This is a genomic window from Telluria sp. LT2P34, assembly GCF_059685915.1.
This window is the reverse complement of sequence record NZ_JCASIN010000004.1, coordinates 286,679-301,831: the sequence shown is the minus strand read 5'-3', so window position 1 is coordinate 301,831 and position 15,153 is coordinate 286,679. Positions and strand designations below refer to the sequence as shown.

The following is a 15,153-nucleotide window of genomic DNA, read 5'->3' as shown; positions in this document are numbered from 1 at the left end:
CTCTTTGTAGTGTGTTGCAAAAACACGCGGGCTTGGGACCCGCGTCTAGAAAATTAGTTGCCAGTCAGTCCGCGCCGCTCGAGCAGCGGCTCGATCACCGGATCGCGCCCGCGGAAATTGCGGAACAAGTCCATCGCCTCGGCGGTGCCGCCGCGCGAGAGCAGGGTCTTGCGGAAATGGTCGCCGTTCTTGCGCGACAGGCCGCCATTGGTCGTAAACCACTGGACCGTATCGGCGTCCAGTTTTTCGCTCCACAGATAGGCGTAATAGCCGGCCGAGTAGCCGCCGTTCATCGAGTGCGAGAAATAGGTCGTGCGATAGCGCGGCGGCACCGGTGCGAAGTCGACGCCGGCCTCTTTCAGGGCTGTCGCTTCAAACGCCAGGACGTCAGTCGGGATCTGCGCCGGGGTCAGCTGGTGCCAGCGCTGGTCGATCAGCGAGGCGGCCAGGTATTCGCTGGTCATGAAGCCCTGGTTGAATTTTTTCGAGGCGACGACTTTATCGAGCAGCGCTTTCGGCATCGGCGCGCCGGTCTTGTGGTGCTTGGCGTAATTGGCCAGCACTTCCGGCCAGATCGCCCACATTTCGTTGACCTGCGACGGATACTCGACGAAGTCGCGCGGCACGTTGGTGCCCGAAAAATAAGGGTATTTCACGTTCGAGAACATGCCGTGCAGCGCGTGGCCGAACTCGTGGAACATGGTGCGCACTTCGTCGTAGGTCAGCAAGCTCGGCTCGCCGGCAGCCGGCTTCGGGATGTTCTGGTGGTTGCCCACCACCGGCAGGCGGCCCAGCAGACTCGATTGCGACACGTATTCGTTCATCCAGGCGCCGCCCTGCTTGTTGCCGCGTGCGTAAGGGTCGAACAGGAAGATCGCCAGCTGCTTGCCGCCGACGTCGAACACGTCGAACACGCGCACATCGGGGTCGTAGGTCGGCAAGTCCTTGCGCTCCTTGAAGGTGATGCCGTATTCCTTGGTCGCCGCGAAAAACACGCCATTCACCAGCACGTTGTTCAGTTCAAAATACGGGCGCAGCTGGTTTTCGTCGAAGTTGTACTCGGCGGCGCGCACCTTGTCGGTATAAAAGGCCCAGTCGTGGGCGGCGATCTGGAAGCCGCCCTTCTGGGCATCGACGATCTTCTGCATCGCCGCCGCTTCCTTGCGCGCGTTGCCGATGGCCGGCTTGGCCAGTTCGGCCAGCAGTTTGTTCACGGCGGCCGGGTTCTTCGCCGTTTCCAGTTCCTGCGAATAGGCCGCGTAGTTCGGGTAGCCGAGCAGGACGGCGCGTTCGGCGCGCAGCTTTGCCAGCGCGAGGACCAGCTTGCGCGTGTCGAATTCGCCGCCACGGCTACCGCGGTTCATCGACGCGGCCTGCAGGCGCTCGCGCACCGATCGGTTGGTCAAGCTGGCCAGCGGCGGCTGGATCGTGGTGTTGGCGAGCGTCAGCACGAACTTGCCGTCCATGCCGCGTTTCTTCGCTTCCGCGGCGGCGGCGGTGATCTCGGCCTCCGACAGGCCGGCCAGCTCGGCGCGGGTATTGACCACCAGCGCCGACGCATTCGCTTCTTTCAGCACGCGCTGCGAGAAGTCCGATTGCAGCGAGGCGATCTGGCCGTTGTAGCCCTTCAGCTTTTCCTTGTCCGCATTCGACAGCTTGGCGCCGGCGCGCACGAAGTCCTTGTAGTAGCGCTCGAGCAGGTACTTCGATTCCGCATCCAGCCCCAGCTTGTCGCGCCGGGCGTGCAGGGTTTCGACGCGCTTGAACAGCTTCGGGTTCAGGTAGATCGCGTCGTTGTGCGCCGCCAGCTTGGGCGACATCTCGCGGTCGATCGCGTCCAGGCGGTCATTCGTATTTGCGGTCTGCAGGTTCGAGAACACGGCCGCCACGCGACCCAGCATCTGGCCCGAGCGCTCCATCGCGACGATGGTATTGTCGAAGGTCGGCGCCTTGGGATTGTTCGCGATGCTTTCCGCTTCGCGCAGCTCTTCGCGCATGCCGGCGGCGTAGGCCGGCAGGAAGTGCTCGTCCTTGATCTTGTCGAAGGCGGGGTAATGGAGCGGCAGCGCGCTTGGCCTGGCGAAGGGGTTCGATGCGTCGAGCACCATGGCCTTGCCCGCGCTGGCGGGTGCGGCGGCAGGGGCAGCAGCAGGGGTAGCTGAGGCCGTGCCGGCGAAGGCCAGGCTGGCGGCGATGATGAGCATTTGTGGACGTGTCATGGTCTCTCTCATGGACTCGAAAGGCTGCCCGCGGGATGGCCGCCGGCAGGTGCGCGCCAGATGATATCAGGCTTATCGCTGGGTCGGCACGCGGAAACAATGGCATACAATTTTGTATAGACAGGCGGATCTTTGATGGTCGCGCGCGGAAAACCATGCCAGCGTGTTGTCGCTGGTGCTCACACCTGGCTTGCGCTCGGTGCCGGCATCGACCAGCACGATGCGGTGGCAAGCTGCCCGTCGATTTTTCTTACAGACACGTCACTCAAAGCTTTTAACTAATCGCAGCATCTTGAAATTAAGGAAGATTTATTTTGGGCACATTTTTTGCTAAGGGCATCAACGCTGTAGCGCATCAGAAATGATCATGCGGCAGCAAGGCAAACCCGGCCAACCGGCCAAGAATGTTATCCAAAATTAAAAGGAAATAATGTGAAAAACCGTTTCATGTCGGCTGTCGTTCTCGCTGGTGCAAGCCTGTTCGCCGCCCTGCCGGCGCAGGCGATTCCGATCACGTATGACCTGGTGGATGTGCGCTTCTCGGACGGCACGGCCGCGACCGGGTCGTTCGTGTACGACGCCGACACCAAGTTTGGCGATGCCATCAACATCACCACCATGGCAGGCGCGATCCCTGCCTTTACCTACACCGCAGCCAACAGCCTGGTGGCAACCAACGGCTTCGATTCGAATTACATCATTTTTTTCCCGTCTGAAATCGTTCGCTATTTCAAGCTGGCATTCACCCAAGAACTGAGCAATGCAGGTGGCACCCGCGCGCTTGACCTGAGCAGCAGCCTGGAATGCAATAACTGCAACCCCTTCCGGTTCGTGGTCTCCGGCTCAGTGAGGGCGCAGGCCGCCGAAGTGCCTGAGCCAGGCAGCATCGCCCTGCTGTTCGCAGGTGCCGCCGGCTTCGCAGCTCTGCGTCGTCGTCGCCCCCGCCAATCGTAAGGACAGCGCCGGCAGCAGCTTACGCGGGTAATGTATTTGTGGAAGAAGACCATGCAGGCATCTGTCCGTTCGATGTCACGGATGGCTTGCGGCCGGTGCTGCGGATTGGAACTGAAATGATGCAGAGCAGCCTGGCTTTGAATCCGATGCTTCCCTACGGAAGCGTCGGATTTACCAGGACCGCCCGCTATCCAGACAGGAAGTCTGGATGGAGTTGCTGCTTAAAGTACTTTGCGTCCGCTGATCACGCGGATCAGGATGACGACGACGGCGATGACCAGCAGGATGTGAATCAGTCCGCCTGCCGAGAAGGAGGTGACCATACCGAGCAGCCACAGGATGACGAGGATAATAGCGATGGTATATAGCATGATGAGCTTTCTAATGAGGTTGGGCCGGACTGCAGGGAAAGACCTAGTGTTCCCGGCCTGTCCATGGAAACCATCTTGCTCCTGAAATAGAGGGCCATCGGTGCGTTGCCGAACGGAACACTTGTTTTTGTAATAATTTTTTAGCGCCATGCACGTGCTAGCATGGGCGTCTCTCCTCTGCCTACCCTCCATGCTCCCCCTCTTGCGCCCTTCATATGACGCCATCGTTGTCGGCAGCGGCCCGGGCGGCGCCAGCGTGGCGCGCGAGCTGGCCAGGTCCGGCATGCGGGTGCTGGTGCTGGAACAGGGCGGCGCCGAACCCTTGCAAGGCACCCTCAGCCAGATGGCGGCGATTGCCGCCGCCCCCGGCAAGGGCGCCTTTTTCCATCGCGACGCGTCGCTGCTGGTGGCCGGCATCACCGCCGGCGGCAGCTCGGCCATCAATTTTGCCACTGCCGCGCCGCCGCCGCAGGCCATGTTCGACCGCTACGGCATCGACCTGGCGCCGGCCCTGGCCGCCTTGCGCGCCGAACTGCCGATGGCGCCCCTGCCCGACAGCCTGATCGGGCCGATGGCCGCGCGCATGATGACGGCGGCGCGCGCCATGGGACTCGACTGGCAAAAGCTCGACAAGATGATCCGGCCCGAGGCCTGCCGCAGCGGCTGCTGGCGCTGCGTCTACGGCTGCCCCTTCGGCGCCAAGTGGACCGCGCGCGATTTCCTGGACGAGGCTTGCCGGCTGGGTGCGCAGCTGGCCGACCGGGCGCGCGTGCTGCGGGTGCTGGTGAAAGACGGGCGCGCCGCCGGCGTCGAACTGGAAGCCGGCGGCAAGCTGCGTACCGTAGCGGCGCCGCTGGTGGTGCTGGCTGGCGGCGGCCTGGGCAGCCCGCGCCTGCTGTACAGCTCAGGCCTGGGGCCGCGCCACGCTTCCTTCTTCAGCGATCCGGTGGTCGCCGTGATGGGCAGCGTGGACCAACTCGATGGCGGGGCCGAGGTGCCGATGGCGGGCGGGCTCTCGCTGCACGACGAGGGCATCGCGCTGGCCGACCTGACCTTGCCGCAGCCGATGTACGCGGCCTTTGCGGCGCAGGTCGGCCGGGTCGACCGCCTGTTCGCGCACCGCCGCACCCTGTCGATGATGGTCAAGATCCGCGACGAGATCGGCGGCAAGGTGGGCCCGCGCTGGGCCGACAAATCCTTGCAGGCGAGCGACCGCAGCAAGCTGGCGCGCGGCGTCCAGCTGGCCAGGGCGATCCTGCGCGAGGCCGGCGCCCATCACCTCTTCAAATCCTGGCATTTCGCGGCGCATCCGGGCGGCAGCGTGCGCATCGGCGCCGGGGTCGACGCCGATTTGCAGACGAGCACGCCGGGTCTGTACGTGTGCGATGCGTCGGTGATTCCCGAGCCCTGGGGCTTGCCGCCGACCCTGACCCTGCTGTGCCTGGGCAAGCGGCTCGGTGGCATGCTCGCTGCCTGATCAGGCGATCGACCCGAGTATCCCTTGTAGTTGCGTTATCTCGACCGGCTTGACCAGGTGATGGTCGAAACCGGCAGCCTTGCTCAGGATTTTATCGTGCGCTTGACCGTAACCGGTCAGGGCAATCATCAAGGCCGAGGCATGGCCCGGCAAATGACGCAGTTGCCTGGCGAGTTCATGTCCATCGATGATGGGCAGCCCGATATCCAGGATAAACACGTCGGTGGCAAGCGTCGATGCAGCGAGCGCCGCCAGCGCTGCCTGCGCATCGAAATACACGGTCGCCACATGCCCGCAGGCGCGCATGAGTGCCGCCAGCAGCTCGGCCGCATCCTCATTGTCGTCGACGATCACGACGTTCAGGGAGCGGTGCGCCGTTGCCTGCGCCTCGCCTGCCGCGTCGACGACAGGGGACGCTGGTGACGACAAGGGCAGGCCAACCGTCACCGTCGTCCCTTTCCCCGATCCGGCGCTGCTTGCCTGGACCGTGCCCCCGTGCAGGGTGACGATACTTTTGACCAGCGCCAGGCCCAGGCCCAGGCCGCCCTGCGACCGGTCCGGCGTGCGTTCGGCCTGGCTGAACAAATCGAAGATATGCGGCAGCAGCGCCGGATCGATGCCGCTGCCATTGTCCGACACCGAGATGATGGCCTGGCCCGGACCGACCTCGATCGCCACCGAGATCAAGCCATGCTGCGGCGTGTATTTGGCCGCGTTATTCAGCAGGTTCGAGACCACCTGGATCAGCCGCGTGCGGTCGCCATTGACCCAGGCCGACGCTGCCGCCGCGCGAGTATTGAGGACATGGCTGCGCGATTCGATCAGGGGCCTGGCTTGCTCGACGGCTGCGGCCAGCACGGTCTTCAGGTCGATCGCTTCCCGCTCGAGCTGGACCAGGCCGCGCGTGACACGCGACACGTCCAGCAGGTCGTCCACCAGTTCGGTCATGTGACGCACTTGCCGGACGATGATTTCGCCGGCCCGCGCCACTTGCACGCTGCTGCTGTTCGGCAGCAGCAGCAGCTGCGCGGCCGTGCTGATCGGCGCCAGCGGGTTGCGCAGTTCATGGGCGAGCATGGCCAGGAATTCGTCCTTGCGCCGGTTCGCTTCGGTCAACTCGTGCTCGGCATTCATGCGAGTGGTCTGGTCGACCATGATTCCGCGCACCGAGCTTGCATTGCCGGCCTCGTCGCATATCACCCTGCCCTTGGACTCGATCCAGATCGAACGGCCATCGTCGGGCCGGACGCGCCGCGTCAGCAGGCTGAATTCGGCACGGTCGGCGATGGCGCGATCCACGGCCTCTTTCAGCTTCTGGACATCATCCGGATGCACCGAGGCCCAGCCCTCGGATGCATCGCCCGTGGAATAGCCGAGCACCTCCATCGAGTTATCGGAATACTTGGCATGGCCTGTGTGCAGGTCCCATTCCCAGACCACCATGCGCCCTGCCGCCAGGCCATCGGCCAGCCATTGCTCGGTTTTGTGCAGGGCTTCCCTGATCGCGTGCAGCGACGACACATCGGTATTCGTCCCGAACCACTGCATGATCTCGCCATTCGCATTCTTCAATGGCGCCACCATGGTCAGGAAAGGTTTGTAACTGCCGTCCTTGCCCTTGATTGGAAACGTCATTTCGAAGGGGCTGCCGAGCTCCAGCGATTGCGTCCACAGCCTCAGCACACCGGGCAGGACAGCCGGATGATGCACGGCCTGCCATCCCCAGCCCGCCATGTCGCGCTCGACGGTGCCGGTATATTCATACCAGCGGTCGTTGTACCAGGTGATATGCCCGTCCGCGTTCGCCATCCAGGCCAGCTGGGGAATCGTATTGGCCAGCTGCTGCAGTCTGAGTTCGCTTTCCTCGAGCGCGCGTTTGCTCTGGACCAGGCTGGTGACATCGAAACCCTCGGCGAAGATGCCCTGGATATCACCGGCTTCGTTGCGGATGGGCTGATACACGAAACTGATGAAGTAATGCCGCGCAGGCTTGCCTGGGCCGCCGTCGACGCTGACGGGGACCGCCTCCCCCGTAAACACTTCGCCGGTTCGATATACCTGGTCCAGGAGTTCAAGCAAGCCTTGTTCGACGAACTCGGGCAAGGCTTCGCGTGCCTTGCGCCCGACCAGCTCGCGGTCACCGGCGAAAGCGCGGTAGTTTCGATTCGCCGACACGAACACGTGCTCGGGACCCTGGACCACGGCGACCATGCCTGGCGACTCGTTGAACAGGATGTGCAGGCGCCGGCTCTCTTCGGCCTGGGCGCGTTCGTCGATGATGCGCTGGGTCGTCTCGAACAGGTCGCACAGAATCCCGTTGACCACGCCATTTTCATGCAGGGGCGTGTAGGAAAAGCTGATCCAGGCGGTTTGCCCGGCGTCGCGTTCCAGCTTGAACGGCACGTTCTCGAGAAAGAAAGACTCGCCCTTCCATGCGCGTTCGACCAGGGGCTGGACGTCCAGCCAGACCTCGGCCCAGATCAGCGCCATCGGCTTGCCGAGCGCCGCCGGATGCTTGGCGCCCAGGATGGGAAGGTAGGCGTCGTTATACAGGAGGCTCAGGTCGGGACCCCAGACCAGGAATTTTGGCGTGGGCGAACTGAGCATGACGTCGACAAGCATGCGCAGGGTTGCGGGCCATGCGTCGACTGGGCCGAGGGTGGTCGACGCCCAGTCATGCTCGGCGATGTGGCGAGCGACGGGCGTGCGCGCGACAGGAAATGTGTGTGTGGGGACCAAGGGACTACCGCTCAAGGGAAGAGCATTGAAGTCTACCTGAGCGTTATCAAAAGAATCAACCTTCAATAATGCGGCGGCCGGTCGTTGCCCGGATTCTGCCCGGCTTCCTGCAGGCCGCGCAGGTGCTCGGCCAGCTTGTGCACCATGGTTTCGAGCTGGTCGATGCGGCGCGCCTGCTGGTAGACGGTCGTGTTCAGGGAATCGACCAGGTCTTCCTGCTGCGCCAGCTTGATTTCGATATCGACAAAACGGTCTTCGTGTTCCACGGTGTTTCCCTGCATGAACGAGGCCGGCATTATGACATCAGCTTGCCGACGTCCGGCTTCGGGGTATTCAGTAAAGCCTTCAGGCTGGCCAGGCGGTCCTTCGGCGTGATGACTTCAGACTCCATCGGCGCAGCCGTGCCCTCGTCGAGCGCCATTTCCTTGATGAAGCGCGACGGGTCGCAATGCACCAGTTCCCCCGCGCGTTTCCTCTTCTTGCACCAGGTCACCTGCAGCGTGCGCTGGGCACGCGTGATGCCGACGTACATCAGGCGCCGCTCTTCCTGGATGCGCGCCGCGATCTTTTCGATCGGGTCGTCGGCGTCGCCCTTGTGCGGCAGGATGCCCTCTTCCACGCCGACCAGGTAGACGTGCGGATATTCCAGGCCTTTCGAGGCATGCAGGGTCGACATGCGTACCGCGTCCTGCTCCTCGTCCTTGCCTTCCAACATCGACATCAGCGCCACCATCTGCGTCAGTTCCAGCAGGTTCTTTTCTTCGCCGGTGCCGTCGCGCCCGCCGTTGCCGCGTTCCTTCAGCCAGTTAATAAACTCCATCACGTTCTGCCACTTGCTCTGGGCCGCGCGGTCGTCGAAGTTTTCGTACAGGTAGTGCTCGTAGTTCATTTCCTTCATCATGTCGTCGAGCAGATCGGCCGCATTCTGTCCGCTCCCGGACGGCCCCGGACGGCTGGCGCGCGACTCGAGTTCATTGATGAAGTGGCAGAAATCGCGCAGCGGATGCAACTGGCGATCCTGCAGCTTTGCCTCGATGCCGCCTTTCAGCGCCGCCTCGAACAGCGAGCAATTCCACTGCTTGGAAAATTCCCCCAGCGCTTCGAGGGTGTTCATGCCGACCCCGCGTTTCGGCGTGGTGACGGCGCGAATGAAGGCCGGGTCGTCGCCCTCGTTGGCGATCAGGCGCAGGTAGGCGATGATGTCCTTGATTTCGGCCTTGTCGAAAAAGCTCTGGCCGCCGGAAATCGTGTACGGAATGCGCTCCTTGCGCAGCGCCTGCTCGATGATGCGCGCCTGGTGATTACCCCGGTACAGGATCGCGAAATCCGCCCACTTGTTCTTGCGCTGGAAGTGGTCCGACGAAATCATCATCGCCACCTGGTCGGCTTCCTGCTCGTCGCTCTGCATGCCCAGCACCTTGATCGGCTCGCCCAGGCCGTGTTCCGACCACAGCGCCTTTTCAAAGATCTTCGGGTTGTTGCCGATGACCGCATTGGCCGCCTGCAGGATGCGCGTGGTCGAGCGGTAGTTCTGCTCGAGTTTCACGAGACGCAGGTCCGGAAAGTCGGTCTGCAGGGTCTTCAGGTTTTCGACCGAAGCGCCGCGCCAGGCATAAATCGCCTGGTCGTCATCGCCGACGGCGGTGAACATCGGCTTCTTGCCGATGCCCGTCACCAGGAGCTTGACCAGTTCGTACTGGCAGGTATTCGTGTCCTGGTACTCGTCCATCAGCAGGTAGCGCAGTTTTCTTTGCCAGCGGTCGCGGATCGACTCGTTGTTGCGGAACAGTTCAACCGGCAGGCGGATCAAATCGTCGAAGTCGACTGCCTGGTAAGCGGCCAGGGTTGCCACATAGCTGCGGTAGATGCGGCCGGCCTGGGCCTCGTCCTCGTCTTTCGCGGCTTTGATGGCGTCTTCCGGGTCGACCAGGCCGTTCTTCCACAGCGAAATGGCGTTCTGGATGCGGCGGATTTCCTGCTTGTCGGTCGTCAGGCCAAGGTCGGACACGATGGTGTAGCAGTCGTCGCTGTCCATGATCGAAAAGCGGTCCTTCAAACCGACGCCGGCCGCGTCCTGGCGCAGGATTTTCACGCCCAGGGAGTGGAAGGTGGAAACGGTCAATTGCTTGGCCTGCTTGGGCTGTTTCAGCAATTTGGCGATGCGCTCCTGCATCTCGAGCGCCGCCTTGTTGGTAAACGTCAGCGCGGCGATGGTGCGCGGATCGTAGCCGCGTTCCTCGATCATGTAGGCGATCTTTTGCGTGATCACCCGCGTCTTGCCCGAGCCGGCGCCGGCCAGCACCAGGCAAGGGCCGTCGAGGTAGAGCACGGCTTCGCTTTGCGGCCCGTTCAGGCCGAACTTTGGTGCTGTGGACATGGGAAATATTCTTGAAGACAGCCGAGCATTGTAGCGAAGCCCCTCGGGCTGCGCGCTACAATGTTCAGCATGAAAAAATTGCTTGTTTTGCTGCTGGCATGGACGCTGGCATGCACCTTGACCTTGCCTGCCGCCGCACGCCCCCTGCTGGTCGCTGCTGCCAGCGATCTGGGCTATTGTATCGACGAACTCGTCGGCGCGTACCGGAAAACGGCGCCCGATGTCGAGCTCAAGGTGTCGCTTGGTGCGTCTGGCAACTTTTTTGCACAAATTCGCAACGGTGCGCCCTTCGGCGTATTTTTGTCCGCCGACATGGATTACCCGCGCCAGCTCGCCAGGCTCGGCGCGGCCGACGGCGCCACCTTGAGCCCGTACGCGATTGGCCGCATCGCCCTCTGGTCGACTGACCCGCGGATCGACCCGGCGCGCGGATTGGCTGCACTGGTACGCGACGAGCGGGTGCTGCGCGTGGCGATCGCCAACCCGGTCACGGCGCCGTATGGCCGCGCCGCCAAAGCCGCACTCGAACGCGACGGGCTGTGGGCGGCGGTGCAGCCGAAACTGGTGGTCGGCGAAAACATCGCCCAGACCGCGCAATTCGTCCAGACCGGCAACGCCCAGCTCGGCATCGTGTCGTACTCGACGCTGCACGCGACAAAACTGAAAGGCGTCGGCCGCCATGCGCTGCTTGCGCACGACAAGCTGGCGCCGATCGAACAGGGCGCCATCGTCACCAAAGCCGGGGCGGATCACCCGCATGCGGCGCGCTTCCTGCGCTTCCTGGCGTCGAACGAAGCCCGGGCGATCCTGGCGCGTCATGGTTTTGAGCTGCCCCCGGCACCGTCCATGGGCGCGGCCCGATGATCGACTGGCAGTTCCCGGCCGAGCTATGGGACGCCATCGGCCTGACCCTGCGCCTGGCCGCCGTGACCTCGATCGTGCTGCTGATCATCGGCATCCCGCTGGCCAACTGGCTGAACAACAGCAAGATGCGCGGCATCATTTTTGTCGAAACCCTGGTCAGCCTGCCGATCGTGCTGCCGCCCACCGTGATCGGCTTTTATTTGCTGATGCTGATGGCGCCGCAGCAGCCGGTCGGGGCGGCCTGGATGAATGTGTTCGGCCACCCGCTGCCGTTTTCCTTTGCCGGGCTGGTGGCCGGTTCCGTGCTCTACAGCCTGCCGTTTGCGGTACAGCCCTTCCAGGCCGCGTTTCGCGGCGTCGGGCGCGAGCTGGTGCAGTCGGCGCTGGCGCTGGGATTGACCAGGCGGCAAACCTTCTGGGCGATCGTCATGCCGCTGTCAAAACACGGCATCCTGACGGGCGTGTCGCTCAGCTTTGCGCACACGATGGGCGAGTTCGGGGTCGTATTGATGCTGGGCGGGAACATCCCGGGGCAGACACGGGTGGCCTCGATCGCCCTTTATGATGAAGCACAGAAGTTGAATTACGGCGCGGCGCACGCATATGCATTGGTATTGCTGGCGATTTCCTTCGCCATCCTGATCGGTATTGCATTTTTACAGCGCAGGCAGAACGCGATCCTGCTGTCGAACTAGAACATTTTACGAGTACGAGAACCAATGATATTTGAACACCTGATCGAAATTAACGACCCGCTCAACCCGTTGCTGCACACGATCACGCGCGAGCAGCTCTGGCGCGGCCTGGTGGTGCGCGCCGAAGCGCCGAAGCTGTTCATCCCCCACCTGGACGAGTGCACCATCGGCGAACGCGACAGCGGCGTCTTCAAGCGCACCCTGCGCTACGGCGACCTGGTCATCGAAGACACGGTCGTGCTGACCCCGCTGCAGGAAGTGCGTTTCGACGTCCCGGCCCAGGGAGATATCAGCGCCTCGAGCCTGAGCATGAAGATCGAAGCGCCCGACGAGTTCCAGCTGTTCGTGCGTTTCTGCTACGACGACCGCATGGCCGAAGCGACCGATTCCGCCAACAAGATGTACGAAGAATTCAAGAAGTCGGCCTACCAGGAAGCCGATATCGACACCGTGCGCATCGTGCGCCAGATGGCCGAGCAGGGGAAACTGGATGCGAGTTATTTGAACTGAGTTGAACTAAGTTCCCGGCTCCGAATCGGCCGCATCGGTCTGGCTGTCCCCTTTCGCCAGGTCGTGCGCCAGGTCGCGCAGCGCGGTGCGTACGCCTTCTTCGATCACCGGATGGTAGAAGGGCATGTCCAGCATCTGCGGCACCGTCAGGTGCGCTTGCACGGCCCAGGCCAGCAGGTGGGCGATGTGCTCGCCGCGCGGCGCGATCATCTCGGCGCCGAGGAAACGGCAGCTGCCGTACTCGGCGTACACGCGCAGCATGCCCTTGTTCTGCAACATCACCCGGCTGCGGCCCTGGTTCTCGAACGATACCTTGCCGATCGCGAACTTCGGCCGGCCGCCTTCGCACAGGTCGCGGTAGCTTTTACCGAGCGTGGCGATGTTCGGCTCGGTGAAGGCGACTCCCAGCATCGTGCGGCGCAGGCCCGGCCGCACGTCCGGATAGCGCCCCGCATTGTCGCCGGCGATCTTGCCGTGGTCGGCCGCCTCGGCCAGCAGTGGCAGCTCGTTGTTGGCGTCGCCCGCGATAAAAATGTGGCTGCTGCCGCACTGCATGGTGCGGCTGTCGAAGGCGGGCACCCCGTTCTCCTGCAATTGAACGCCGGTTTCCTCCAGCCCCAGGCCGTCCACGTTCGGCCTGCGCCCGGTGGCCACCAGCACATACTGGAAGCGCTCGCTCGTTTCCTTGCCGAGCGCGTCGCGCGTCGTCAGCAGGACCTCGTCGCCCTGCTCGCCCTTACATTGCTGTTCTGCGCGCACGACTTCGGTCTGGAAGCGCAGGTCGAGCTCCTCGCTCAGGGTGCGCCTGGCCGCGAGCAGCACCTCGGGGTCGCTCAGCTGGGCGACGCTGCCGCCGCGCGCGAACAGGCTCACGCGCACGCCCAGGCGACTGAGCGCCTGCCCCAGTTCCAGCCCGATCACGCCGGTGCCGATCACGGCCACCGAACGCGGTAGATCGTCCCAGTAAAACACGTCGTCGCTGGTGACGATGCCGGGGCCGACGTTTTGCAGCTGCGGCAACACCACCGGGGAGGAACCGGTGGCGATCACGATGCGGGCCGCTTCGATCTCGGTATGCTCGTCGATGCGCAAGGTATGCGGGCCGGTAAAGCGGGCGCGGCCACGGATGCGGTCCGTTTCCGGAAAACCCTCGACGCTTTCCAGGACAAAGCCGACAAAACGGTCGCGCTCACGCCGCACGCGCTCCATCACGGCGCGGCCGTCGATGCGCTTTTCGCCCGGATGCACACCGAAGCCTGGCGCCAGGTCGAGCATATGGGCGGCGTCGGCGGCGGCGATCAGGAGCTTGCTCGGCATGCAGCCGACGCGGGCGCAGGTAGTGCCGTAGGGTCCGCTTTCGATGACGACCGTGCGCGCGCCCTGGGCGACGGCGGCGCGGTAGGCCGACATCCCGGCGGTGCCGGTGCCGATGACGGCGACGTCGACTGTTAATTTGTTCATCACTCTCTCCAGCGGATTCATGACGGAACAATACGCGATTTTTCCGAAGCTGGCCGGCAACTGGCCAGCAGCCAGAATTTCGGAATATGAAATCTGCATATTTTTGCTGACATTTGACCATATTCGCGCCAGACTAGTCCGACATGTATTTACAGTCAAAGACCAGCCGGTCTTGCCTGTGGACTAGTTGCCTCTCTTATTTCGGGTAGCGCCTTGCCTTGACCGGCGCCGCGCTACCGCTTGCGCTTGCTGCAGGACGTTTTAAGGAGCTGTCATGCCATTCCCGTCGCTTTCGAGAACGCCAGGCCGGTCAATGCTCCTTGTGCTTGCCGCACTGCTCCCCGTTTTATCCGGATGCGGCCGCGGCGCAGCGAACGCCCCGGAGACCGCCCCGCCGCCGGCGGTATCGGTGGCGCCGGTGGTCCAGCGCGAGGTGCAGGAATTCGACGAGTTCACGGCCAGGCTGGAAGCGCCCGATACGGTCGAGGTGCGCTCGCGCGTGGCCGGCATGCTCACCAAGGTGCATTTCCGGGAAGGACAGCTGGTCAAGCGCGGCGATCCGCTGTTCACGGTCGATCCACGCACCTTCGCGGCCGACGTGGCGCGCGCCGATGCGCAGCGCGCAGCGGCCCGCACCCAGGTCGAGCTGAACCGCAGCGAACTGGCGCGCGCCGAAAAGCTGGTGGCCATCAAGGGTGTCAGTGCCCAGGAAATCGACCAGCTGCGCTCGGCGCTCCATACCGCCGCCTCGAATGCCAGGGCGGCCGAGGCGGCACTCGCGCAGGCCCGGCTGAACCTGGAATTCTCGCGCATCACGGCGCCGGTTTCCGGCCGCACCTCGCGCGCCAACGTAACCGCAGGCAACCTGGTGGGCGTGGCCGATCCGGTCCTGACCACGGTGGTGTCAAGCGACAAGGTGTACGCCTATTTCGACGCCAGCGAAGCGGTCTACCTGAAATACATGCGCGCCGCGCGCGAGGGCACCCGCCCTTCGTCGCGCGAGACGCCCAACCTGGTGCGGCTGGGCCTGGCCAACGAGGAAGGCTATCCGCACGCGGGCAAGATGGACTTTGTCGACAACCGCTTGAATCCGAATACCGCGTCGATCCGCGGCCGCGCCGTGTTCGACAACCGCGACGGCCTGTTTACTCCGGGCCTGTTCGCACGCATCAAGCTGGTCGGCAGCGGCAACTATGTGGCCAGGCTGGTCCCGGACCGCGCCATCAGCACCGACCAGACGCGCAAGGTCGTGCTGGTGGTGGGGAAGAACAACATCGTCGAGCAGCGCGAAGTCAGGACCGGCGCCGTGTTCGACGGCATGCGCGCGGTGACCGGCGTTAATCCGGGCGAGATGGTGATCGTCGACGGTTTGCTGCGCGCCTTCCCCGGCGCGCCCGTCACGCCGCAGGTGGTGAACATCGACGCCCAGGGCCGGCCACTGCCGCCGTCCGCGCCCGCCGCGCCCGCCGTGGCCAGGAACTAGGAG

At 63.6% G+C, this 15,153-nt stretch carries 12 protein-coding genes; 6 read left to right on the top strand and 6 right to left on the bottom strand.

Annotated features, from left to right (window positions below; translation table 11 throughout):
* Positions 1–53: 53 nt before the first annotated feature.
* Positions 54–2,219 carry a M3 family metallopeptidase gene (locus tag AC56KZ_RS13920; protein WP_497162769.1) on the bottom strand — a complete coding sequence of 722 codons (2,166 nt, stop codon included), beginning with the start codon at positions 2,217–2,219 and terminating at the stop codon, positions 54–56.
* A gap of 432 nt (positions 2,220–2,651) precedes the next feature.
* On the opposite strand from AC56KZ_RS13920, the gene AC56KZ_RS13915 reads away from it, so the two are divergent.
* Complete coding sequence (locus AC56KZ_RS13915; RefSeq protein WP_497162768.1) at positions 2,652–3,173, top strand: PEP-CTERM sorting domain-containing protein; 522 nt, start codon at positions 2,652–2,654, stop codon at positions 3,171–3,173.
* 221 nt (positions 3,174–3,394) lie between these two features.
* On the opposite strand, the gene AC56KZ_RS13910 is transcribed toward AC56KZ_RS13915, so the two are convergent.
* On the bottom strand, positions 3,395–3,544 hold the full coding sequence (locus tag AC56KZ_RS13910) for a lmo0937 family membrane protein (protein ID WP_497162767.1): 150 nt from the start codon (positions 3,542–3,544) through the stop codon (positions 3,395–3,397).
* 190 nt (positions 3,545–3,734) lie between these two features.
* Between AC56KZ_RS13910 and AC56KZ_RS13905 the strand changes: the two genes are divergently transcribed.
* Positions 3,735–5,021 (top strand): FAD-dependent oxidoreductase, encoded by a 1,287-nt coding sequence (locus tag AC56KZ_RS13905; RefSeq protein ID WP_497162766.1) that lies wholly within the window; start codon positions 3,735–3,737, stop codon positions 5,019–5,021.
* On the opposite strand, the gene AC56KZ_RS13900 is transcribed toward AC56KZ_RS13905, so the two are convergent.
* The 3 genes from AC56KZ_RS13900 to AC56KZ_RS13890 all read right to left on the bottom strand — a co-directional run bounded on the left by AC56KZ_RS13900 (position 5,022) and on the right by AC56KZ_RS13890 (position 10,137).
* Positions 5,022–7,760, bottom strand: a complete 2,739-nt coding sequence (locus AC56KZ_RS13900) for a hybrid sensor histidine kinase/response regulator (RefSeq protein WP_497162765.1) — start codon at positions 7,758–7,760, stop codon at positions 5,022–5,024.
* A gap of 62 nt (positions 7,761–7,822) precedes the next feature.
* Positions 7,823–8,041, bottom strand: coding sequence for a SlyX family protein (locus AC56KZ_RS13895; RefSeq protein WP_497162764.1), 219 nt, complete (start codon positions 8,039–8,041; stop codon positions 7,823–7,825).
* Positions 8,042–8,055: 14 nt separating this feature from the next.
* Positions 8,056–10,137, bottom strand: coding sequence for a UvrD-helicase domain-containing protein (locus AC56KZ_RS13890; protein ID WP_497162763.1), 2,082 nt, complete (start codon positions 10,135–10,137; stop codon positions 8,056–8,058).
* 69 nt (positions 10,138–10,206) lie between these two features.
* Between AC56KZ_RS13890 and modA the strand changes: the two genes are divergently transcribed.
* The 3 genes from modA to AC56KZ_RS13875 are packed head-to-tail and all read left to right on the top strand — an operon-like array spanning position 10,207 to position 12,206.
* On the top strand, positions 10,207–11,001 hold the full coding sequence (gene modA / locus AC56KZ_RS13885) for a molybdate ABC transporter substrate-binding protein (RefSeq protein WP_497162762.1): 795 nt from the start codon (positions 10,207–10,209) through the stop codon (positions 10,999–11,001).
* The gene (gene modB / locus AC56KZ_RS13880) at positions 10,998–11,696 is read left to right on the top strand and encodes a molybdate ABC transporter permease subunit (protein ID WP_497162761.1); all 699 of its coding nucleotides are present in this window, start codon (positions 10,998–11,000) and stop codon (positions 11,694–11,696) included. The genes modA and modB overlap by 4 nt, the downstream gene beginning before the upstream one ends.
* Before the next feature lie 24 nt (positions 11,697–11,720).
* Positions 11,721–12,206 carry an SRPBCC family protein gene (locus AC56KZ_RS13875; protein ID WP_497162760.1) on the top strand — a complete coding sequence of 162 codons (486 nt, stop codon included), beginning with the start codon at positions 11,721–11,723 and terminating at the stop codon, positions 12,204–12,206.
* A 6-nt stretch (positions 12,207–12,212) separates the two neighbouring features.
* Here AC56KZ_RS13875 and AC56KZ_RS13870 read toward each other — a convergent pair whose 3' ends face one another.
* Complete coding sequence (locus tag AC56KZ_RS13870) at positions 12,213–13,667, bottom strand: dihydrolipoyl dehydrogenase (RefSeq protein WP_497162759.1); 1,455 nt, start codon at positions 13,665–13,667, stop codon at positions 12,213–12,215.
* 313 nt (positions 13,668–13,980) lie between these two features.
* On the opposite strand from AC56KZ_RS13870, the gene AC56KZ_RS13865 reads away from it, so the two are divergent.
* Entirely contained in the window at positions 13,981–15,150 is a 1,170-nt protein-coding gene (locus AC56KZ_RS13865) for an efflux RND transporter periplasmic adaptor subunit (protein WP_497162758.1), read from the top strand.
* The last annotated feature ends 3 nt before the right edge of the window (positions 15,151–15,153 follow it).